21 protein-coding genes and 1 pseudogene are annotated in these 22,509 nt (G+C 51.2%); 8 read left to right on the plus strand and 14 right to left on the minus strand.

Annotated elements, in window-relative coordinates:
* A complete protein-coding gene (gene radA / locus ATY27_RS18870) occupies nt 1-1,365 on the minus strand; it encodes a DNA repair protein RadA (protein ID WP_208930697.1) in 1,365 nt (454 codons plus the stop codon).
* A 94-nt stretch (nt 1,366-1,459) separates the two neighbouring features.
* Here radA and ATY27_RS18875 point away from each other — a divergent pair, with 94 nt between their 5' ends.
* The gene (locus tag ATY27_RS18875) at nt 1,460-3,997 is read left to right on the plus strand and encodes a PilZ domain-containing protein (RefSeq protein WP_208930696.1); all 2,538 of its coding nucleotides are present in this window, start codon (nt 1,460-1,462) and stop codon (nt 3,995-3,997) included.
* 28 nt (nt 3,998-4,025) lie between these two features.
* On the opposite strand, the gene ATY27_RS18880 is transcribed toward ATY27_RS18875, so the two are convergent.
* Nucleotides 4,026-4,922 (minus strand): alpha/beta fold hydrolase, encoded by an 897-nt coding sequence (locus tag ATY27_RS18880; protein WP_208930695.1) that lies wholly within the window; start codon nt 4,920-4,922, stop codon nt 4,026-4,028.
* Nucleotides 4,919-5,950: a phosphoserine phosphatase SerB gene (gene serB, locus ATY27_RS18885; RefSeq protein ID WP_244151270.1), complete on the minus strand. Its 1,032-nt coding sequence runs from the start codon at nt 5,948-5,950 to the stop codon at nt 4,919-4,921. Before serB ends, ATY27_RS18880 begins: the two co-directional genes overlap by 4 nt.
* A gap of 79 nt (nt 5,951-6,029) precedes the next feature.
* On the opposite strand from serB, the gene ATY27_RS18890 reads away from it, so the two are divergent.
* Complete coding sequence (locus tag ATY27_RS18890; RefSeq protein WP_208930694.1) at nt 6,030-6,668, plus strand: AhpA/YtjB family protein; 639 nt, start codon at nt 6,030-6,032, stop codon at nt 6,666-6,668.
* Nucleotides 6,669-6,684: 16 nt separating this feature from the next.
* On the opposite strand, the gene ATY27_RS18895 is transcribed toward ATY27_RS18890, so the two are convergent.
* The gene (locus ATY27_RS18895; protein WP_208930693.1) at nt 6,685-7,500 is read right to left on the minus strand and encodes a TatD family hydrolase; all 816 of its coding nucleotides are present in this window, start codon (nt 7,498-7,500) and stop codon (nt 6,685-6,687) included.
* Nucleotides 7,501-7,502: 2 nt separating this feature from the next.
* Between ATY27_RS18895 and ATY27_RS18900 the strand changes: the two genes are divergently transcribed.
* Both ATY27_RS18900 and ATY27_RS18905 read left to right on the plus strand, forming a co-directional pair.
* Nucleotides 7,503-7,670: a hypothetical protein gene (locus ATY27_RS18900; RefSeq protein WP_208930692.1), complete on the plus strand. Its 168-nt coding sequence runs from the start codon at nt 7,503-7,505 to the stop codon at nt 7,668-7,670.
* A gap of 141 nt (nt 7,671-7,811) precedes the next feature.
* On the plus strand, nt 7,812-8,780 hold the full coding sequence (locus tag ATY27_RS18905; protein ID WP_208930691.1) for a hypothetical protein: 969 nt from the start codon (nt 7,812-7,814) through the stop codon (nt 8,778-8,780).
* A 327-nt stretch (nt 8,781-9,107) separates the two neighbouring features.
* Here ATY27_RS18905 and ATY27_RS18910 read toward each other — a convergent pair whose 3' ends face one another.
* From ATY27_RS18910 to prfC, 9 genes are all read right to left on the minus strand, one after another.
* Nucleotides 9,108-10,796, minus strand: a complete 1,689-nt coding sequence (locus ATY27_RS18910) for a M20/M25/M40 family metallo-hydrolase (RefSeq protein WP_208930690.1) — start codon at nt 10,794-10,796, stop codon at nt 9,108-9,110.
* Between the two features lie 195 nt (nt 10,797-10,991).
* Entirely contained in the window at nt 10,992-12,113 is a 1,122-nt protein-coding gene (locus ATY27_RS18915) for an ABC transporter permease (protein WP_208930689.1), read from the minus strand.
* Nucleotides 12,076-13,080, minus strand: coding sequence for an ABC transporter ATP-binding protein (locus ATY27_RS18920; protein ID WP_208930688.1), 1,005 nt, complete (start codon nt 13,078-13,080; stop codon nt 12,076-12,078). Before ATY27_RS18920 ends, ATY27_RS18915 begins: the two co-directional genes overlap by 38 nt.
* A complete protein-coding gene (locus ATY27_RS18925; protein ID WP_208930687.1) occupies nt 13,067-14,026 on the minus strand; it encodes an HlyD family efflux transporter periplasmic adaptor subunit in 960 nt (319 codons plus the stop codon). Before ATY27_RS18925 ends, ATY27_RS18920 begins: the two co-directional genes overlap by 14 nt.
* Nucleotides 14,019-14,675: a TetR/AcrR family transcriptional regulator gene (locus ATY27_RS18930; RefSeq protein WP_208930686.1), complete on the minus strand. Its 657-nt coding sequence runs from the start codon at nt 14,673-14,675 to the stop codon at nt 14,019-14,021. The genes ATY27_RS18925 and ATY27_RS18930 overlap by 8 nt, the downstream gene beginning before the upstream one ends.
* A gap of 66 nt (nt 14,676-14,741) precedes the next feature.
* A complete protein-coding gene (locus tag ATY27_RS18935; RefSeq protein ID WP_208930685.1) occupies nt 14,742-15,320 on the minus strand; it encodes a GNAT family N-acetyltransferase in 579 nt (192 codons plus the stop codon).
* A 101-nt stretch (nt 15,321-15,421) separates the two neighbouring features.
* Nucleotides 15,422-16,060, minus strand: a complete 639-nt coding sequence (pdxH, locus tag ATY27_RS18940) for a pyridoxamine 5'-phosphate oxidase (protein ID WP_208933488.1) — start codon at nt 16,058-16,060, stop codon at nt 15,422-15,424.
* Between the two features lie 70 nt (nt 16,061-16,130).
* Complete coding sequence (gene argS / locus ATY27_RS18945) at nt 16,131-17,870, minus strand: arginine--tRNA ligase (protein ID WP_208930684.1); 1,740 nt, start codon at nt 17,868-17,870, stop codon at nt 16,131-16,133.
* Between the two features lie 26 nt (nt 17,871-17,896).
* Nucleotides 17,897-19,495, minus strand: coding sequence for a peptide chain release factor 3 (gene prfC / locus ATY27_RS18950; RefSeq protein ID WP_208930683.1), 1,599 nt, complete (start codon nt 19,493-19,495; stop codon nt 17,897-17,899).
* 626 nt (nt 19,496-20,121) lie between these two features.
* On the opposite strand from prfC, the gene ATY27_RS18955 reads away from it, so the two are divergent.
* The 4 genes from ATY27_RS18955 to ATY27_RS18970 all read left to right on the plus strand — a co-directional run bounded on the left by ATY27_RS18955 (nt 20,122) and on the right by ATY27_RS18970 (nt 22,159).
* Nucleotides 20,122-20,280, plus strand: a complete 159-nt coding sequence (locus tag ATY27_RS18955; RefSeq protein WP_208930682.1) for a hypothetical protein — start codon at nt 20,122-20,124, stop codon at nt 20,278-20,280.
* A gap of 18 nt (nt 20,281-20,298) precedes the next feature.
* Nucleotides 20,299-20,964: a hypothetical protein gene (locus ATY27_RS18960; RefSeq protein ID WP_208930681.1), complete on the plus strand. Its 666-nt coding sequence runs from the start codon at nt 20,299-20,301 to the stop codon at nt 20,962-20,964.
* Between the two features lie 503 nt (nt 20,965-21,467).
* A complete protein-coding gene (locus ATY27_RS18965; RefSeq protein WP_208932113.1) occupies nt 21,468-21,716 on the plus strand; it encodes a hypothetical protein in 249 nt (82 codons plus the stop codon).
* 95 nt (nt 21,717-21,811) lie between these two features.
* Nucleotides 21,812-22,159 (plus strand): hypothetical protein, encoded by a 348-nt coding sequence (locus ATY27_RS18970; RefSeq protein WP_208933544.1) that lies wholly within the window; start codon nt 21,812-21,814, stop codon nt 22,157-22,159.
* A gap of 20 nt (nt 22,160-22,179) precedes the next feature.
* Here ATY27_RS18970 and ATY27_RS18975 read toward each other — a convergent pair.
* A pseudogene (locus ATY27_RS18975) lies at nt 22,180-22,429 on the minus strand (transposase); the annotation flags it as partial.
* Nucleotides 22,430-22,509 lie beyond the last annotated feature (80 nt).

The raw sequence follows: 22,509 nt of genomic DNA on the forward strand, positions 1-22,509 counted from the left end.
TCAGAGTGCTTCCAGCGCGTCACTGAGTTTGTTCACGCCAATCACCTGCATGCCCTCCAGCGGTTCTTTGGGGACATTGCTGTGCGGCACAATAGCCCGGCGAAAACCATGTTTGGCGGCCTCACGCAGACGTTCCTGGCCACTGGGCACTGGCCGGATCTCGCCGGATAACCCCACTTCACCAAACACCACCAAATCCATTGGCAGTGGTTTATTGCGAAAACTCGACACCAGCGCCAGCAAAGTAGCGAGGTCGGCGCCAGTCTCACCAACACGGACCCCACCGACCACGTTGACAAACACATCCTGATCAGCCATTTGGATCCCTGCGTGGCGGTGCATCACCGCCAGCAACATCGACAGCCGGTTTTGCTCCATCCCGACCGCAACTCGGCGTGGGTTATTCAGAGGCGAATAATCCACCAGCCCCTGAATTTCGACCAACAGCGGTCTGGTGCCTTCCCACAACACCATGACCAGCGAACCCGGCGCTTCTTCCTTGCCACGACTTAAAAAAATCGCGGATGGATTTTTCACTTCTTTCATGCCCTGGCCGGTCATCGCGAACACGCCTAACTCGTTTACTGCACCGAAACGGTTTTTATTGCCGCGCAGCGTGCGATAACGGCTGTCGCTGTCGCCGTCAAACATCACAGAACAATCGATACAATGTTCCAGCACTTTAGGCCCTGCTAAAGAACCATCTTTAGTCACATGCCCCACCATAATGACGGCGATTTGATGCTGTTTGGCAAAACGTGTCAGGTAGGCTGCACTTTCGCGCACCTGCGACACACTGCCCGGCGCCGACTGAATATCGGCCATCTGCATCACCTGAATCGAATCGATGACGATAATGCGGGGTTTTTCCTGCAGCGCCAGCTCACAAATGGTCTCGACCTGAGTTTCAGCCAACATTTTTAACTGGTTGGTCGGCAGCCCCAGCCGGTTGGCGCGCATTGCCACCTGCTGCAGTGATTCTTCCCCGGTGACATACAGCGCCGGCCCGGTCGATGCCAGATGACACATGATTTGTAGCAGCAAGGTACTTTTACCGGCGCCGGGATGACCGCCAATCAAAATCGCCGACCCCGGTACGATACCACCGCCAAGCACCCGATCAAACTCAGCAAAACCAGAGCTAAATCGCGGCACTTCCTGCAAATCGACCTGATCGAGCCGGATCACTTTAGCGACCGTTGCACCGGCATATCCGCCACTGCCGCCGCGACTGCCTTTGGCTGGCGCCGTCATTCTTACTTCACTGATGGTGTTCCATGCCCCACACTCTGTACACTGTCCTTGCCAGCGTACAAAATCGGCACCACATTCGTTACAGACATAAGCCGTCTTGGTTTTTGCCATCTTTGGCCTCAAAGTGATTGATAGGCATAATAATTGCTTTTATTGTATCGATATTAACACAGACCGTCGCAGTCAGACGGCACTACAGGGCAGAATGACAACACAGGATCTCCTCCCTTATCAGGGCATTATTGAGCGATTAAAACCCTTGCTGAACTCCAATGAGTTCAGCGAGGTTTTCGCCATTTTGACGCAAGAGATCCCGAAGCCCAAACAATTCCTGTTAAAAATGGAGCTGAAACGACTTGGTCAGCCCTGTAATTACTACATCGATTTGCGCGGTAGGGTCGACGGCGAAGTGCGCCCTTACGACCATGCCGGCAAAACCCATTATATGGACGACACTGCCGTCAAAGCCTTTGAACGCGGCATCAAACGTTATGGCCAGTACACACTTGGGCTGTACGAAGAAGTAATGAACACCGATAACAATTATCGGGTACGGCACAAACAGGAAACTGAACAACGGCTGCAGGCCGTGATTGCCGGCGAACCGTTGATCAATAAAGAATCCGCTTTGGAGACTGAGCAGGAACAAGACAAAGCCGGCCCCCGTATCGTGCAGTTCGCCAGTTATTGCAGCCGCGGTGAAGAACGGATGAACTTCACGATTGATATCGAAGTGGAGCTCGACAGTGGCGAAAAATTTCAGGCCAGCACCGTCGACTTGTCTGTTTCTGGCAGCAAACTGAAAGTCCCTGGCAGTCGCCGTCTGCAAAGTGGGCAGAAAATTGCCATCCATTTCACCGGTTTAGAGCAAGAGTTTGCCTTAGGTTTGTCGCATGGCATTCCCTACCAGGTGATTGACAGCGAAATCATTGATCGGGCGCAATATGTGCGGGTGAAACGGCTGCCGCTGGCGGATGAGCGTGGTTTTACCGATTTTCTCAAGCAGTTTATTCATGGCAATAAACGGCGCTACAAAGTCAATCTGGACAATACGCTGGATGCGGTGATCGTCAAAGGCTATGAGCAGTTTTATTTACCGCGCATCGCCTCTTTGCCGGTGTTTCTCGCGGTCAGAGATGGTTTGCCGGTGCCAATGTGTGCACTGACGACTGAAAATAACCGGCAGCACGTCCAGTATTTTCAGGACGAACGGCAACAATCAGTGCTGATGCAGATTCTGGCCGGAAAACGGCTGAAAAGCTGCTTACAAAAAGCGCCGGCTGAACGTTCCACTGTGTTGTATTGCTTCACTCATGCCGCCAAAGGCAAACTTTATTTTTATTCTGCTACCGCCGACGAGCTCGCTCAGCAACCACAGCTGCAGAACGTATTTTTTGGCTTTGGGGCACAGAAACCCAGCTGGCGGGTCTTTCATCTGGTCGTGCACCGCACGCACCCACAAGATGCCCATATCCTGATGTCGTTACCGGATACAGCCGATCAGGAAATTCAAAAACTGAATCAGCCGCCGCCACCGCAAGTGCTGCAGTTGATCCAGGAGTTCCGTTACGTTGCGGCACTGACCGAGATCAACCACAACGAAAGCAATCTGTTGTATCAACAAATTAGTTTTGATGAAAATTTACTTAGTCAGCTGAAGGTGTTTGGCCATCCGAAACTGGACGATCTGCCGCCGTTGGAATCGGTGGCAGTGCAATATGTCAATTTGCGCGCGGAAGGACGCTTTTTATACAAAACCCGCGTACTGCTAAAAATCAATAAAGAACAGTTTTTTGACGCGCACACCCGCGATTTTTCATCGCGTGGCTTACAAATTGAGTCGCACGAACCAGTGGCCTATCAAAAAGGCGACAAAATACAGCTGTCATTGCCGGACATGCAGAAGATCTCCAGTAAATATGGCCTGCAGGAACTCGACTACGAAGTCATGGCAGTCAGTAAAAATCAGCTGATTATGAATCTGCGGATCATTGAACAGGATCTGCCACACCAGGGAAGGTTGTTTTTTGAACAGCTGATCAAAAATAACAGAGCCAAACTGACGATGGCGGAAGAAACGCCAAAATTTGCCGGCCTCGGTCAGGCGCTGCGGAATATGTACGTGAAGGCCCTGAACAGCTTCCCGTTTTTTATGCACCGTCATGGCATCCGTTATGACTTAAATGTGCTGGGACGAGGCGCCGAACCGAATAATTTACATCGCTTGCTTGGCGTCTTTGCAGATGACAAAAGCAAACCGAATCTGCAGCCGTTATTGAAAAACAGCGCGACCAATCTGCATTTTGCCAACCAGCTCAAAGGCATGAAACGGCAGGACCCACCACGGACTTACGAAGTGTTTATCCGCTACCGGCAGAATCAACAAAAGTTTGAACAGAGCTTTATTACCGAATTCGATTTTGACCTGAAAACCACGCAGGCCAAACATTATTTTATTCAGGATGCACTCGCCAACGATTTATTGTTCTGTTTCCGCATTCATTTATCGCGCACCGGCCGGCCGGATACCGAGCACATTAATAAAGAACTGAGTTACATCAGCGTCTATGCCATTCACAAAGCCAAGGTGCTAGAAGAAGAGTTATGGAGTGTGGTTGGCGTCGGTGATGTCATTGATATCAGTGATGAGATCCTGTTGCGTTACAGCATCGCACCGGAACAAATCCAGCTACAACAGCAAAAACGCCGGACTTTTGTGCAGCAACAGGATCAGCAAAGCTAATCCAGCACCGCTAAACTGCACGCAGAGTTCATCCCGGCAATTTCAGCCATTCAGCCAGTTCAGCAAAATGCCCGGTCCGTGCTTTGGCCGAAGTCAGCATCGAAATATGGTCATAATCCAATGCATCGCCTTGCGCTTTGCCCAGTAGCCGGTATTGTGCTTGGTGCAGACCCGTTTCCTGCATCAGCAGTTTGACATCGGTCGCATGTCCGAGCACTAAATCATTTACGGCGGCGAAGAACATAGCCGGCGGCCAGTGCAGTTGCTGTGCAGCGGCACTGTAATCAAAGTTATCGGTCGGATCGACGAAATGAGGCTGTCTAATCCAATGAATGGTATCGCGTAAAAACTGTACCGGTTCATCGTCGGCCCCCAGTTTCCATTGCCTTGCCGGCAGATAACCACGCTTACCGGCCAGCCAAGGACAGAACTTGTTCCAGACCCAATCAACTTGCAGACTTTTACGCCAGGAACGGACGCTGATCCGCCTTTTGCTGCCAAAACAGACGATAGCCCGCACTTTGGCCAATAACTCAGGCTGGCGTGCCAAAGCAGCCAGCGCCACAACCCCACCCCAGCTATGGCAGACGATGCTGACCTTTTGTTGATGTCGGGCATAAATATCTTCGATCAGCGCCGGGATATCCTGACAAATCAACTGATGCTGGTTTTGATCAAAGCCACTGCTGACATGAGGTCTGGATAAACCACGGCCGGCAAAATCGGCACAGTATACGGAGAAGCCCTGATCGGCGAGAAAACAGCCCAGACCTTTGCCGGACTGGCTATAAAAAATCCGGCCGTTTTCAATAGCACCATGCAACATCAGCACCGGCGTTGCGCTGGCGTGGTGTGGCACCAGTGCTTTTACATGCAACTGGTAGACGCCCTGGTCCAGATAAATGGAATGTTGCTGATGCTTCATGCGCTGATATCTGAAGTATCAAACAAATATAATAACTGCAGTAATGAACCCTGGCGGATAGCGTATTGCGCTTTGGCCTGAACCAGCGGTTTAGCGTGGAAAGCGACACCAAGTCCGGCCACGGCCAGCATCGGCAGGTCATTGGCACCATCGCCGATAGCAACAGTCTGTCCATGCGGAATGTCCCGGCCAGCGGCGAGTTGTTGTACCACCTGCGCTTTGACTTGCGCATCGACAATATCCCCAACTACCTGTCCAGTCAGTTTGCCGTCGCGGATCTCCAGTACATTGGCAAAAGTCGCACTGAGCGCCAGACGTTGTTTCAAAGCTTCGGTAAAATAGGTAAAACCACCGGACGCAATCGCCACGGTCCAGTTGTGCTGCAGCAAGGTGGCAACTAACGCTTCGAGCCCCGGCATCAACGGCAATTGTTCAAGGACGGTCGCGAGCACCTGCTCCGGCGCATCTTTTAAAGTAGCAACACGCTGACGCAGGCTTTGGGCAAAATCCAGCTCACCGCGCATGGCGGCGGCAGTCACTGCCGCCACTTGTGGCCCGACACCAGCTAACAGCGCAATTTCATCAATACATTCAATCTGGATCGCAGTACTGTCCATATCCATCACTAACACGCCTGGCGTGGTCAGTTTGGGCTGTGTGGTCAGATAATTCAGTTCCAGTGTCAGCGTCGCGGCCAGTTCCCGCAATTGACTGACGGTTTCAGCACTCAGCTGCGTCTGCAGACGCAGCTCCAGTGCCGGCGCTAAATCCGCATGGGGCTGACAAGACAACGCCAGAACCGGCTGCGCCAGCGGCTGCAATATTTGTCGCAGCGTCATCATATTCAGTGCATCCGGCACACTGTCCCAGATCCGCAGTGTCGCTGCTGCAGGGGCTGAGATTTGCGCCGGACTGACCTGTAAGCCTTCTGCAGTCTCCTGCAAAAGCACGATCGGATGCTGTTGAAATAATTCAGGAAAAAACTGCTTTACTGGCTGAACTGCAATGTCGGACGAAAGACGACTCACGGGCGTACCTGTACTTTAAGTGGGCTGCGTGGCATTCTACCGGCATTTTTCCGGCCTTGTCAGCGGATCATCAGGTCAAATGTCAGTAAAAAAGCCAAAAAAATCAGCAAACATCTGGCGCAGCGTACAATTTGTACTGGCGATCAGTGGATTCGTGTTGTTACTGCAATGGTGGCAACAAAGCAATAAACATGGTGAGCAGCTGTTTGCTGAACAAAGTGCCGTGCTGATGCGCGAAACCTTAAAAGCGCTGGCACAAACCTGTGCTTATCTGATTGAAAACGACCAGCTCGAAGGCCTCAAAGCACTGACGCAACAAATGGCGTCCAATCCCTATCTGCACGATGTCGTGGTGTACGATGCCAATGGCGTACGTCTCAGTGAATCAGTGGGCAGCGAACCAGCGCGTTTATTGTACGCCCCGCAGACGCCGGATCATTTATTGCCGATGGTGCAGGAAATTTATCAGGGTAATCAGTTGCTTGGTTACATCAAAATCAGTCTGAAGCAATACAGCAGCTTTGATGCGGTGAGTAAAAGCTGGCATCAGCTGATGGAACAGGTGTTGTGGATGCTCGGTTTTACTGTCTTACTGGCACTGATGTTACGCGGATCGTTACAGGCGCTGTCGCATCGGCTGGCCTCCAATAAAGAATTGCACCACGCCGCACTCGACAGTCCCGAGCATCAGATCCACCACGTCCCGGCAAAAGACTAATACAAAAAGCCAGCAGCTAAACCGGCAGCTGCAGCGCATCCAGACTGTTTTGCCATAAAGCCTGTGCCAGCACATCGACAGACTCATGGCGCAGCGCGCATAGCTGGTTAAACACCAGCGCCAGTTGCGCCGGCGTGTTGACCTGGCCCTGAAAACCAGCCAGCGGCATCGCTGGTGCATCAGTTTCCAGCACCAAAGCTGACAGCGGCAGCTTTTTCACTGTATCGCGGGTTTTCTGTGCCCGTTCATAACTGATAGTGCCACCAATACCGAGTTTAAATCCCAGATCTAAAAAAGCATGTGCTTGCGCTGTACTGCCAGAAAATGCATGCAAAATACCGCCCTGACTAAACTGCTGGCGTTTTATTTCAGCTAATAATGCCGGCTGTGATTTGCGATGGTGCAGGATCACTGGTTTGCCAGCTTTGGCGGCAAGTGTCAGTTGCGCACTGAATAGCTGCTGTTGCCGTTGCTGCAGCTGCGTTGTGGCGGCGTCATCCGGTCCGCTTAAGGCAAAATCCAGCCCAATCTCGCCGACCGCGCATACGCCGGGTTCGGTGTGCAGACACTGCTGCAGTTGCGCCAGCTGCGCGTCCGTTGCGGTATCGGCCCACCAGGGATGAATGCCCAGTGCCAGTTCGATCTGCAGCGCTGACGTGTGTTGTTGCAGTTGTAATAACCCTGGCCAGCGTGCGGCTTCCACCGCAGGCACCAATATCCGCGTTACGCCGACGGCGGCAGCATCTGCGACGTGCAGCGGCAAGTCCGCCGCCAGCTCCGGTAAATCCAGATGGCAGTGCGTGTCAAATAATGGGGGGACAAGGCTTGGCATACATGAACTTCATCATTAGAAAGTTTGAAACGCAAGCAATTTCACGTTTGATGCAGCGGGAAAAAAGCAGAAAGCTGAGAACCCCCGCGAAAAAAAGGGTGCTGATGTTGGATAAAGATTATCTGGATATCGTGTTAGAAGCAGGAGTTGGCGTGATGCAGGCTAATTAGTAAGTATTCAAACGTCCACCTTGAGTGGGCCCTAATTCTGAATGCCGGTGATTAGGAGCATTACCTTGCAAATTCAAGAATTCAGAACTAGATAATTAACACTATTAGATAAAAGATAACAATAATCTGGAGCTGGTTTGAATGTCAAATGTGGACCCCCCAACTGGTGGAACTAAATCAAACGATGGAATGTACACTGCCGTCAAAGAATTCCTTGAAAGTTCAAAAGGAATAGCTCTTGTTGAGCAATCAATCATAGGATATGCAGTTGAACGCGCTGTACATGATGCAATAAAAAATTATCTTGTGCATCGAGTTTATCCTACTTTAACTTTTATAGTTGTAGTGCTAGGTTATTTTGGGTATTCATTATCTGATGCCAAAAACTCTGTAGAGACACAGCTCAAGATAATCGAGGAGCAAAAAAAATTGGTTGCTGCCAACTTGGAGACCTTGCAACAGAACATTGTAAATGCAAGGTTGAAAGTCGATAACTTAGTGCAGAAAGCTGAAATAACAGAGGAATTACTCCAAAGTCGCGCTGGCCATCAAGAAAAAATGTTACTTCATCAGTCAAATTATGCAATCCGATTGATTGAAGAAAATCAGCAAAAGCTTCAAAAGGAAGCAACTTCGATTAAAGAGTTAGATAATATAATTAGTGAAAACAAAGAAAAACTTATTAGTCTTGAACAACGTTCTGACCAAACTGAACAAAAAATACAATTGGGACTAAAAAAGGCAACAGTCCTCACAGATCTTGCAGAATTGCATGGCCGTTTAATAGATGCTGCAGTCATTGAATATGTCATTATGCGCTCAGGAACAAGGTCAGGCATGATTGAGTTACCACGGCAGAAAGGGGCATTTAAACTCCAGTTTGAGGTGCCTGACATCAAAGACAAATTTGAGCTGGTGTATAGACTTGACGGACGCAAACACAAATTGATGATAAGCAACAGTGATAAGTGGATTTGGTATCCAATAGTTGGAACTGACGGGTTATATGAGTTCCGTATAGATCATGTTTTTCATTCTGAAGGTAAAAAAGTACCTGATTTTTTGGCACTGCGGGTTCGGAGTACAATGCGACTTGCCCATGAGCCCTAGTGTGCGTGTATGAATAGAATTAGTTTCGACTTAATCTGATACAACGCCTTGGCATACAACGTCTTGAGCTGCAGGGGGTATCAGGAATTCCAACAGCAGCCAGCCGAAAAAGCAAGCCGGCAGTGGGGACTTTGTCACAAGCAGACATGTGATACCCGGTATCGCATACCGTTTATCGCAGAACGGCAATGTCATGGTGCGCATCGCTTCGCTCAGCGGCACCCTACGGATCATAAGCAAACGTAGGGTGCTGCCACGCGAAGCGCGGCGCACCAAAAAACAACCCAATCAAATGTCAGCTATTCGCCCACAACAGACTGCGACAGATCAAAGCTGACCACTTTCCAACGTGCGCTTTGCCTCAAGCTCAGCTTTGCGTTGTTCTTTCTGACTGTCCAGATCCTGCTGTTGTTGCTGCACAGCAGATGCCGGCGTTGGCATCGGTTTACGTGGCAGCTTTTTATCGGACATCGCTGCTTCATACAGGAAACCAGCCATGATCACCGACGCCTGTTTCAGGTCATCTTCAATCACATGATCAATAGAATCAATGTGCGTGTGATGCAGGCGGGTACTGTAATCCAGTGGGTCCTGAATAAACTGGAAGCCCGGCAAACCAACGTCATCAAAGGACTCATGGTCAGTGCCGCCGGTCGACCGTGGAGATACCGTGCCGCTCGTTAGATCCATATAAGGGCCAAACCAGTCGGTAAATACTGGCTTCACCGCCACATTGCCTTCGGTGTAAATACCGCGGAACTGGCCACTGCCGTTATCCATATTTAAGTAAACCGATAGCTTGTCATAACCAGCTTTTGGCGAAATTGGCCAGCCCGGGCTGGACCATAAATAACGCGGTAAGGCTTTTTCTGCTGGGTCTGTTGGCATTGGCCGACTCGCCAGGAAATCATTGACATAAGCGCGTGAGCCATACAGCCCCTGCTCTTCACCCGACCACAACGCGATACGAATGGTGCGTTTTGGTTTCACTTTCAGTTTCGACAAAATGCGTACCGCTTCCATCGCGACGGCGACACCGGCACCATTGTCCACCGCACCATCGCTGGCATGCCAGGAATCCAGATGCGCGCCGACCATCACCACTTCGGCGTTTTTATCCGTACCCGGAATTTCAGCAATAGTGTTGTAGGCGTTTTTGTCGTCATCATGGAACTGCGCTTTGATATCCAGCGTCAGCTGCGGCTGCTCTTTGCGGTCGAGCATCCGCAGCAATTGACCATAGTCTTCTTGTTCGATAATGATCGCCGGCACACCAAAGGTTTCACCGATTTTGTGCGATTTACCAAACACCCGCACCAATCCGCCCTGACGGCTGGAACGATAAATCACACCTGCAACCTGCTCTTTGACTAAAAAGGCACTCAGGGCTTTATTAAACTGGTAGGCCTGTTTGCGGCTGGCGCGCAGAGCCTTGGTCATCGCCGATTCATAACTCGGTCTGGCACCTGCTTCGCTGTCTTTTAGTTTATTGAGTTTGTCGCTACCCAGCCGTTCGAAAATGATAGTGTTTGGCGGCTCAATCTTCAGATCTTCGCCCATCATCAGAAATTTACCGCGTAACTTGCCGGCATATTGAGCAAGTTCGGCTTCAGTGTTGACATCAAACATCATCACGTCGCCGGCCACAGGCCCGTTGGTGCCGGGCGTCCAGGCCACCGGGATCCCATGCAAAGACACCGCTCTTGGCGCTGTCAGTGCGATGCTGGATGCCGATGAGCTCCAGCCACGACCAAATTCAAATGGATGCAATTCGGCATTTTTCAGGCCCCAGCTTTGCAGTTGTTTTAAAGTCCACTGGTTCGCAGCAGTCATTTGTGGCGATGCAGTCAGGCGCGGCCCAATTTCATCGGTCAGATATTCCAGTGTATGCAGCACTTCACTTTGATAGAGGCCTTCGTGGCGGATTTTGTTGGCCATTTCTAAGTCGGCGGCCAATGCCTGAGACACCGCGAGCGCCAGCACTGAAGCTGTCGTCGCTGCTAAAATTCGTTTCATAATCATGTTCCCGCTTTTATTTATTGTTGCTCTTTTGCCTCGCATAGCCGCAAGGTGTTCCCTTTCAGTGTTCCTTCGCAATGGCAGGAACAGGCAGAGATCAGACTCAGCCAGCACAAGACACAAGGCAACGGCTTTGCGGTCAACACAATATTTGTAACGACAATCCGCCGGCAACTTATCCGCAGCCAGGCTTCAATCCAGTCGCTTGCGAAATTGCAGCGTCGCCAGCGTCATGCCCACCACAATAAAAGCCGCTAACACCATGATATCGTTTAAAAGTGCAGTCCAATGGGCGTCACGCAATACCACAGCACGCACCAGCCGCACATAGTGCGTGGCCGGCAACAATTCTGCGATGTATTGCGCCGGTTTCGGCATCGCGACATAAGGGAACATAAAACCGGACAACAAAATCGATGGCAACAGGATAAACACCGTCAGTTGCATTGCCTGCAGCTGCGTTTGCGCTTTGGTCGAAATCAACAACCCCAGCGTCAGACTGGCCAGAATAAACAGCAAGGTCACCAGCCACAACGACAGCCATTGCTCAGGTAACGGCACGGCAAAGAGACCATGCCCGAGGCCAAGAATAATCGCCACCTGCAACAAACCAATCGCGATATAAGGCAGAATTTTCCCCAGCATCAGCTCAATCGGACGGATCGGCGTATTGATCAGAAACTCCATATTGCCTTGCTCGCGCTCGCGCACGATGGCTGCAGAAGTAAACAGGATCATTGTCATCGTCAGGATCACCGCAATCAGCCCTGGTACTATATTGACCGCGCTGCGCCGCTCCGGATTATAAAAATTCACCACATCAAATAACGCAGCGGGCGGCACTGCTGCTTCACGATGCACCGGCGCCAGCTGTGGCAACGGCATCTGCCTGAGCGCATTAATCGCATTGCTCAGCATCGGATCTGAACCATCGGTGATCCACTGCGCAATGGCCTTGCTGCTACCTCGCCGACGCTCGTCCAGCCGGCGCTCGAAATCGGCCGGGATCAGCAAAATCGCATTGACTTCACCAGCCGTCAGAGCCACCTGCGCGGACTGAACGTCGAAGCGACCTGTCACAAAACGCACCGCCTGCGATGCCTGCAAATCAGTGGTTAACTGCCTGGCGGCGCTGCTGCCGCTGTGGTCGACCAGCGCAGCCGGCACCTGACGCACATCGGTGTTGATGGCGTAACCAAACAGCATCAGCTGCACCAGCGGGATCATCACGATCATCGCAAAGGTGATGCGGTCACGCGATAACTGCCAGATCTCTTTACGAAAAATCGCGTGAATGCGAGACAGACTCAGCATATGCAGCTCCGGTGTTGGCAACAAAGACATCTTCAAGTGATGGGCGAACCGATTCAATCTGGTAGTCAGCACCGAGCCGGTGTTGCAGCTGCCCAAGATCCCAGCCGGCAGATTTATACACCAGCAACCGCAGGCGCTGGCCAATCTGTGCCGCCGACATGATTTGTGGCCACAGCAACAGTTGCCGGCGTAACCGGCGTAACTCAGGCCCACTGACCTCAAACACATCGGCCGCCATTTGCGCCATCAATTCGGTTGGGCTGCCGTCAGCTCTTTTTTCGCCGCGCTCGAGGATCGCCAACCGATGACAGCGCTCAGCTTCATCCATGTAATGGGTCGACACCAAAATCGTGGTGCCGGCATCGCTTAAATCAAACAGCCGCTCCCAGAATTCACGGCGGTTTTCCGGGTCGACTGCGGACGTCGGCTCATCGAGAAATAACAACGCCGGTTTGTGTATAGTTGCAGCGGCCAGCGCCAGGCGCTGCTTTTGGCCGCCGCTTAAGCTGCCGGCCCGCACCTGCTGTTTATCAGCCAGCTGGTACAAATCCAGCAATTCGCCGATGCGCTGAGTCCTTACGGCACGGCGGATTTGATAGATGCCAGCGACAAACTCCAGGTTCTCCCGCACTGTCAGATTGTCGTACAGCGAAAACTTTTGCGTCATGTAGCCGATGCGCTGGCGCAGTTGGTCCGCCTGACGCGGTAGTTCCAGCCCCAGCACTTTAATCACGCCACTACTTGGCGTTAACAAGCCGGTCAGCATCCGGATCGAGGTCGATTTGCCACAGCCATTGGGCCCGAGAAAGCCATAAATACAGCCCGTGGGAATTTGCAAATCAAGCAGATTCACCGCCAGATAGTCACCAAACCGCCGGCTCATGCCTTTGACATCGATCGCCAAAGCGCTATTGGCCACTTCAGCTGGCAACTGCTCTGAGGCAGCTGTCGGGTTATTGCGCAGCATCAGCAGACTCCGGTAATGCCAGCTGCACCGGCAGCCCGGTCGCCAGCGTCAGTTCTGTATGCAGGCTGATTTCGGTGACATACATCAGATGCGCCCGTTCGGCCTGATGTAACGCAAAATAAGGCGTAAAGCTGGCTTCAGTGGCAATTTTGCGCACGATGCCGGCGATCGGCTGAGACTGACCGTCCACGCGGATCTGCACCTGCTGACCAATTCTGAACTGTGATAACGCCGTTTGTGGCAAATAAACTCTGGCATAAGGCGCCGCGTCTGCTGCGATCACCGCCAGCACAGCACCTTGTGGTACCCGTTCACCAATATGGTACGGCAGATCTTCCAACACGCCGTCGCGACTGGCCACCAGCGTTAAGTCCGCCAGCAGTTTACGTTCGACATTCAGTGACTGCTGCGCACTTTCCAGTGCAAACCGGGCCTGACTGACTTGTTCTGGGCGACTGCCAGCCTGCAATTCCTGTAACTGCTGTGCGGCATCGGCATATTGCGCCTGGGCCAGCTGGCTACTCAGTTCCGCCGCATCCAGCTCAGCTTGTGCGACTAGTTTCTGCACACGTAGTTGCTTTGCCCTGTTGAGCTGACGCTCACTGTCAGCACGCCTGAGCTTCGCCTGTGCCAGCCGCGCCGCTGCGGCAGCAATTTGCTCAGCTCTGTTGCCCTGCAACAGCAATTCCAGTGCCGCCTGCGCACGCTGCACTTCAGCGCTGGCCTTATCGACTTTCAACTGCTGCAGTTTTGGGTCAAGTTGCAACAACACCTGGCCGGCTTTGATTTTGCTGCCTACCAACGCCGATTGCGTCAGGATCAGTTCGGTTGCCGGCGCCGTCAACAGCACCCGCTCCCGTTCCAGCGTGCCAAAAGCCGACGGCGGTTCTTGTGGCTGACAGGCGACCATTGCAACGCAAAGACTCAGTAAAACCAGTTTACGCATGGCTGTCTCCATTGGGTGCGGTTTGTAACAAACCATGACGCAGCACGTGCTGTTGGTGCGCCGCCAGTTGCTGCAAAAATTCCGGCGTCAGTTGCAGCCCAAGCGCCTGTTTCATAAAAGGCGGAATCACAAAAGGGAAAATCGCCAGGCTAAAACAGGTCAGCAGTGCATTAAATGGCAACAAACCTTGTTGTAGCTGGTCGGGAGCGCTCAGCACTTGCGCCAGGCTGCTCAACATCTGTTGGACAAAACCAGCAAACACCCGGCTGACAATCTGATATTCCGCCGAATCCACATTGTGCAGGGCGCGGAAAATTAAGGTCGGTAACAGCGGATGCGGTGCCATCACCGCATAATAAGCGGCCACTATCGCAGCCGGGTCGCGCAGCTCGGCCAGCCGCGCCTGCTGCTGTGCCAGTTGCAGCAAAGGTGCGATAGTTTCGCGTAACATAGCTTCAAACAAGCCGGCTTTATCGACAAAATAATAACGGATCATGCCGGCATTGACGCCGGCGGCCTGCGCAATCATCCGGGTGGTGACGCGCTCATAGCCCAGTTCAGAGAATAACAGCCGCGCCTGCACCAGCAGATGCTGCCGGGTATTATTCTGCTGCGCCACAGCGGCCGGGCGTCCGGCTTTGGTATTCATCAGCAAGTCTCCAAATTATCCAGCTGATGAATATGCTAGCCGCCGGTGAAACATTAAGCGATGAGATTAATTCTCCACCAGGGGCGGTTTTGGATAGTACCCACAGTCAGCAGGCAGATTGCGCGCCTGCCAGCATGTTTTATCCAGCCGGTAAAACACTGTGGCGCGGGCGACGCCGGTTGGGGATGTTGTTTCCGTGTGGGTATAACAAGCGCCGAGTTTTTCCACGGCGCGGCGTGAACGCAGATTGTGTTCACCGACGTGAAACCAAACTGTACTTACAAAACTAAAGGCATGGCTGAGCATCAGATGTTTTAATTCGCTATTAGTCGACCCGCCCCAACGTGAACGCACTAAGAAGGTGTAGCCAATCGCCACTTCGCGTTTGCCCGCGTCAAAATCGTAATAGCGGCTGGTCCCCAGCACTTCACTACTCTGCTTGTCGCAGATCAGATAAGCACCGCCACTGGCGAGACCGCTGTCAAATACCGGCCGGAACAGCTCCGGTTTATACCGTTCGGGCTCTGGGTGCAGAGTCCAAATCAACGGGTCGCTGGCCGCTTGCATCAGGGCCGGCCAATGTTCGGGTTGTAGCGGGATTAAGCGCAGGGTTGGGCTGGTTAAGACTTGTTGCAGAAGGTTCACTTGGTAAATCCGGTGCTGAAAACTGCCCCGAGCTTAAAGCGAAAACGGCGCAGCTATCAAGAGCTGCGCCGTAAACACTACGTTCACTGGACGACGCTGTTTTACGGGCAAAGCCGCTCGATGATCCAGCTGCCATCGGCTTGCTGGCTGTACATAAATCGGTCGTGCAAGCGGTGTTCACCACCCTGCCAAAACTCTATTTTATGCGGTTTGACCAAAAAGCCGCCCCAGAAACTCGGCACCGGCACTTCGCCGTGTTCGAACTTGTGTTTGATCTCGGCGAATTTCTGCATCAGCGCGAGGCGGGTCGACACAGGCCGGCTTTGTTCAGAGGCCCAGGCAGCGAGCTGGCTTTCTTTTGGTCTCGAGGTGAAATAATGCAACACCTGAGAGGTCGGAACGCGCTCGGCAGTGCCATAAACAATGACCTGACGCTCCAGTGGATGCCACGGAAAATGCAGACAGACTTTCGGATTGGCGCTGAGTTCCTGCGCTTTGCGGCTGCCGAGGTTAGTGTAAAACACAAAACCGTTCTGGCTGACGTCTTTTAGCAACACCAACCGCTGTGACGGCTGGCCTTCAGCATCGACACTGGCCACACACATTGCTGTAGGGTCTGGCAATTCGGCCGCGATGGCGTCTTTCAGCCAACCTTCAAACTGCACAAATGGATCCGGATTTAACTTATCCATGTCCAGTTTATCTTTGCTGTAGCTGCGGCGGATATCCGCGACATTCACACTCATGAACACTTCCTCTTTACAGAAACAGGCAGAAAAAAGGCCGGTTCTGACCAGCCTTTTTAACAGATTACATCCGCTCCATCACATCGATGCCAAGCAGATCCAACCCTTTGGCCAGCAGTTTAGCCACCAGGATACTGAGCATTAAACGGCTGTCGCGCAGCGCTGGTTCAATACCGTCTTTTAAAATCGGGCAGGCCTCGTAAAAACTCATGTACTGACTCGCCAGTTCATACAGGTAATTACACAGCAAGTTTGGCTGCGCATCTTTCATCACCTGTTGCAGCGTTTCTTCAAACTGCAGCACTTTCAGCGCCAGTTGTTTTTCCTGCAGCTCACCCAGTTGCAGCGTGGCACTGAAGCTGGCGCTGATGCCGGCGCGGCGCAAAATACTGCTGACGCGGGTGTAGGCATATTGCAGGTACGGCGCGGTGGCGCCTTCAAAGCTCAGCATGGCATCCCAGCTGAAGATATAGTCTGAGGTGCGGTTTTTCGACAGATCCGCAAATTTCACTGCACCAATGCCGACTTTGCGCGCCACTTCGGCGATTTCCTCAGCAGTTAATTCTGTTGATTTGCCTTTCACCACGGCTTCAGCGCGCACTACTGCTTCTTCCAGCAGTTCAGCCAGTTTAACGGTGCCACCGGTACGGGTTTTAAACGGCTTGCCGTCTTCACCCATCATAGTGCCGAACGGGCAATGCTCGTAAGCAGTGTCGTCGCGCAACAGTCCGGCTTTACGCGCCACCAGTTCCACTTGTTTAAAGTGCAGCGCCTGGCGGGCATCGGTGAAAATAATGATGCGGTCAACATTGAGTTCGTGGCTGCGATACTGACAGGCCGCCAAATCGGTGGTGGCATATAAAAAGCCGCCGCCGGTTTTTTGAATAATAAAAGGCGATGGATTGCCTTCTTTGTCGGCCAGCTCATGCAGGAACACAACTAAAGCGCCCTGATCTTCCACGGCAATGCCACGAGCCATTAAATCATCAACAATCGGCTGCAACATCGGGTTATAGGCCGATTCCGGCTTAATGTGGTCATGACCCAAAGTCACATTGAGCGTACGGTACACTTCTTCACTGTGCTTGACTGACGTATCGATAAACAGCTGCCACAGTTTTTGACAATGCGCGTCGCCGCCTTGCAGTTTCACCACATAATCACGCGATTTGTCAGCAAAACCGACTTCGTCATCAAAGCGTTTTTTCGCTTCGCGGTAGAAATCTTCTAAGTCCGCCAGCGCCACAGCTTCCAAATCAACGCCTGCAGCCAGCTTGTCTTCCAGATGCGCGATCAGCATGCCAAATTGCGTGCCCCAGTCGCCCATATGGTTCTGCCGGATAACTTTATCGCCCCAGAATTCCAGCGCGCGCACCACAGCATCACCGATAATAGTGGAACGTAAATGACCGACGTGCATCTCTTTGGCCAGGTTTGGTGCTGAATAATCGACAACAACCGTTTGCGGCGTGGTGTTGGCACTGACCCCTAAACGTGGGTCTGCCACTGCGTGCTGTAACTGCATCGCCAGCCAGTCTGGTTTTAACGTCACGTTGATAAAACCCGGGCCGGCGATCTCGACTTTATCGGCGATATCAGCCAATTCCAGCACGTCCACCAGTTGCTGCGCTAACGCGCGCGGGTTAGTTTTTAATAACTTGGCGGCCGCCATAGCGCCGTTAATCTGGTAATCACCAAATTCCACTTTGGTGCTTTGCGTCACGGCGGTATTGGTATCCGCCGGCAAGCCGACTTTGATCATTGCGGCCTGCGTTTTGGCGGCCAATAACTGTTTGATATTCATTTCGTATCCTGTGTAAAACCTTGAAATTAACCGGCGTGCGCGTGTTCGCGGGTCTTATGGAAACGGATCTTCGGATGCCGCTCCATCGACAAATTCAGGTTCACCATTGTCGGGGCCAGGTAACTTAAGTTATCCCCACCATCGAGCGCCAGATTGGTGCTGGCTTTGTTTTTAAATTCTTCCAGCGCTTTGCCATCTTCTGAATAGACCCAACGCGCCGTGCTGACGTTAACGCTTTCGTAAATCGCATCAACGTTGTATTCCGATTTCAAGCGGTGCACGACCACATCAAACTGCAGCACACCGACGGCGCCGACGATCAGGTCGTTGTTATCCAGCGGCCGGAATACCTGCACTGCGCCTTCTTCGGCCAACTGCACCAACCCTTTTAAAAGCTGCTTTTGTTTCAGCGGGTCACGCAGACGGATGCGGCGGAACAGTTCAGGCGCGAAGTTCGGAATACCGGTGAAAGTGAATTTTTCACCTGCGGTAAAAGTGTCGCCGATTTGAATGGTGCCGTGGTTATGTAAACCAATGATATCGCCCGGAAACGCTTCTTCAACGTGTTCGCGGTCGCCGGCGAGGAACGTCAGCGCATGCGGCACCAGCACATCTTTACCGATGCGGACATGATGCATTTTCATGCCTTTTTCGTATTTGCCGGAACAGATGCGTAAAAACGCCACGCGGTCGCGGTGTTTCGGGTCCATATTGGCCTGAATTTTAAACACAAAACCGGAGAAACCTTCTTCGGTCGGCTCGACGGTACGGCCGGTCGTCGCGCGGTGCTGTGGCGCCGGTGCCCATTCCGTCAGGCCATCCAGCATGTGGTCCACACCAAAGTTACCGAGGGCGGTACCAAAGAATACCGGTGTTAATTCACCTTTTAAGAAGGCTTCACGGTCAAATTCATGACTGGCGCCCTGCACCAGTTCCATTTGCTCGCGTAAATCCGCAGCAAAATAACCTAAACGTGCATCAAGCTCCGGATTATTGATGCCTTTGATGATATCGACATCCTGAATGGTGTGACCCATACCGGATTTATAAAAAATCACTTCATCGCGCAGGATATGGTAGATGCCTTTAAATTCTTTGCCTGAGCCAATTGGCCAGGTAATGGGCGCGCAGGCAATTTTCAGTACACTTTCCACTTCATCAAGCAAATCAATCGGATCGCGGATATCACGGTCCATTTTGTTCATAAAGGTGATGATTGGCGTGTCGCGCAGCCGGGTGACTTCCATCAGTTTGATGGTGCGTTCTTCGACACCTTTGGCGCCGTCGATCACCATCAGACAGCTATCGACTGCCGTCAGCGTGCGGTAAGTATCTTCCGAGAAGTCTTCGTGGCCCGGCGTATCGAGCAGGTTGACCAGACAATCAGCATATGGAAACTGCATCACAGAAGTCGTGACCGAGATCCCACGTTCTTTTTCCATTTCCATCCAGTCAGACGTAGCGTACTGGCCAGATTTTTTACCTTTCACGGTACCGGCTTTTTGGATCAAATGTCCGAATAACAGCACCTTTTCTGTAATGGTGGTTTTACCGGCATCCGGGTGAGAGATGATCGCAAAGGTGCGTCTACTATTGATTTCATTCAAAAAATCTTTATTTGCCATATCGAATTCTTAATTTATGTACACCGCTATGTAGTCAGCAGTAAAAGTACCTATGAAACGTGGCGCGCATTTTACCAGACCAGCTCCCTTGATTGAAATTTATCTCCGGATGTCTCAATTCACTGATTCCAACTATTGAACTTGGCCAGCACGCGGGTATCGGCAATGACAGTGGCTATCCGACGATAACAATCAGAAACAGATGCAAATTTACATCTAGTAAACACTATTAACATATTGACACACTTTTTGTTTTCATTGTAATCTCGATTTGCTTACAAAATAGCTATTTATGTTAATTTATAGTTAACTCTGGTAAGCGCTAATATTTAGATTCAATTCGACAAATTTCCGATGGATTATAGAAATGCAAATAGCTAAATATGGAATTAGTAAAGTATCTTCACGCTATTCAATGCTCGCGGCACTATTAGTCACAATCCCTTTATTTTCAGCACCAGCGCATGCAGATCTAACTATCTGCGTCGACGGAAAAGTAAGGGTTTGCACTGATTTAGGTTGTGGTACGTATGAGACGCCTCCCGGTGGTCTGTGTTTTGATAATAGTGGTGGCGGTGGCAGTGGTGGCGGTAGTGGCGGCCCTATCGCTTCTCCAGGCGGCGGCAATGGTGGCGGAACTGGTGGCGGAACTGGTGGCGGTGGCGGTGGCGGTGGCGCTGGCAGTGGAGACAGCGGTACAAACAAGGGCGGAAAAAAGAAAAAGAAATAACTTACAAGAAATTGAATTAGAAACTGAAAGACCGCATCATTTGCGGTCTTTGTAAAGATTGGAAGGTAAACTAATGAAAAAGGAAATCACTATTCTTCTGATTGGTTTGGTTACAGGAGCTGGTATTCTACACCTGCTCGAAACTGAGCCGGTGCGTGAAGTTCAGCTTGATATTGCCAACAATACTCAGTCGGTGATGACATCAGCAGCAGTAACTGATAATACCCGGCGAGGTGAAAACGGGCCAACTCGTGAAAACTCAGAACGAGCTACCCATGATTATCCAGAGCAGCCTTCTGGTAAGTCTGAAAGCTCTCCCTCGGCTTCGCCGACAGATCCCTATCAGGCCACAACGCTGCAACTTGCCAAAATTGCCGACAATGCGCAGTGGGCACAGAGTTTTCAAGGAAACTACAGTCCAGAAGCGGAAGCGGCAAACAAACATTTGACCCAACTTGCCGACACTTTTACGCGACAGTTTGGTAGTTATTACACTTCAGGCTGCAACCAACAATTTTGTGCGATGCTACTGCAAGGCTTTACAGAGAAACAGCAAGCGGAAGAGGCAATTGAACAAATGTTGATTAGCAAACAGCTGCCTAATTTTAAGTTCTACCGGCTCATGGAAGATGAAACAGGTATTGCAGTGCGTTTTAGTATTCCAATAGATAAAAATTATACGCCGACGACCGCAGAGTGGCAGTCATTTTCAGATAAGTTCAAGCCACAATCTCCATAATCAAAAATATTTCTTCTATGCCATCGTGTATGGTAAATATTTGTGGAGACCTACCAGGCTCACGACGAAGATTCGGGCGGGTGTCAGCAAATGCTCGCCTATTGAAGTACACTGCTAGGTAGTCGGCAGTTTATGCGGCCAAATTTAGTTGGCCACTAAAACCCACATATAGCTCGGTCGACAGCATCTTGAACCAAAGCTATAAGCCGATTGTTGAATCACGCCGGTAGAAGATTGACTTAAAAACCTGAAGTATCCCCAGAAGTTGTGTAGGTAAAACAATAATTCAGGCGCGGGAGGGAACATTCATGGCAGTCCCTGATCTGATCCTTCGCCAAAAATCACAAACCATGAATAACCGCCATGAAAGCTCAAGCTATGCTCGCCGATTTTCTCGACCTTGTCACCCCAAAAAATTTCCATAAACATCTTTTAAACTCGCTGACGGCATCGCTGCAGAGTTTACTCACCAACGGCCAGTCGTCACCGATGCAGGCTTCAAAGTGCCGTGGTTTAAGGAAGTGAGTGCCTTAGGCTGGCATTTTATTGGTCGGGTGCGCGGTCAGGTATCGCTCAGATTACCGGGCCAGAGTGAATTTATCAGCGTGGCGAAGGTGTATAAAAAGGCCCGGCAGCAGCCGATGGTTCTCGGCGAGATTGCGCTTGGTCAATCTCAGCAATATGCCTGTCGCGCCGTGCTTGCCGGTAAAGGCTGGAAACTGAAAAAAAAGCGACAAACATCTGCCGTTTAAAGAGCCATGGCTGCTGGTATCTAACCTGGCGTATTGCTTCAATTATGCAAAGAAAATCAACAAGCTTTATGCTGCAAGGATGCAAGGATGCAAGGATGCAAATTGAAGAAGCATTCCGCGACCAGAAAAGCCAGACGTACGGCCTTGGCAGCAACGCGCATCGGACGAAAAAGAAAGGCCGTTTAGCAGTGCTGCTTCTCTGGCGGCCTTGGCGATTCTGGGGATCCGTCAGCTTAAAAACACTTTCCCTCATTGTGCCACAATCACCCCCGCTTCATTTCAACCACGTTGTGATACAGCTCCGGATTCCTGATGCGCTGGATCCGATTCCACCAAGTCGTATAAGCCTCAACCTGCTCTGGCAGATAGTGGCAATGGTCATATGCCCCAGCATAAATGCAAATGTCGCTACGTTTGATTTTTGGCAAAGTAGGTTGCTTTGACCATTTGAATCTACAGCGGCCTTTTTTAGGATGGCTAAATCCTCAGCCTGATCAGCCAGTTGGCGACGCAACTTCTGCAGCCAGTTCCACTTCACGTTGACTGGTATTGGATATTTTCTCAGACGCTTTACGCCAGTTATAAATTTGGGTTTCAGAAATCTTCAGCTGTCTGGCGGCTTCGGCCACACCAACACGTTCTGCCAGTTTCAAGGCTTCTGCTTTACATTCAGCGGTATAGTTCTTGAGGTTCTTTTTGATTGTTAAAGTCACCTCGTTATGTGATTTCACTCACTTAGCGAGGTGTCCAGTACTGCTGGATCAGATTGGTAACCTAAAAACTGAAATTCTGT

The organism is Rheinheimera sp. F8, assembly GCF_001518915.1.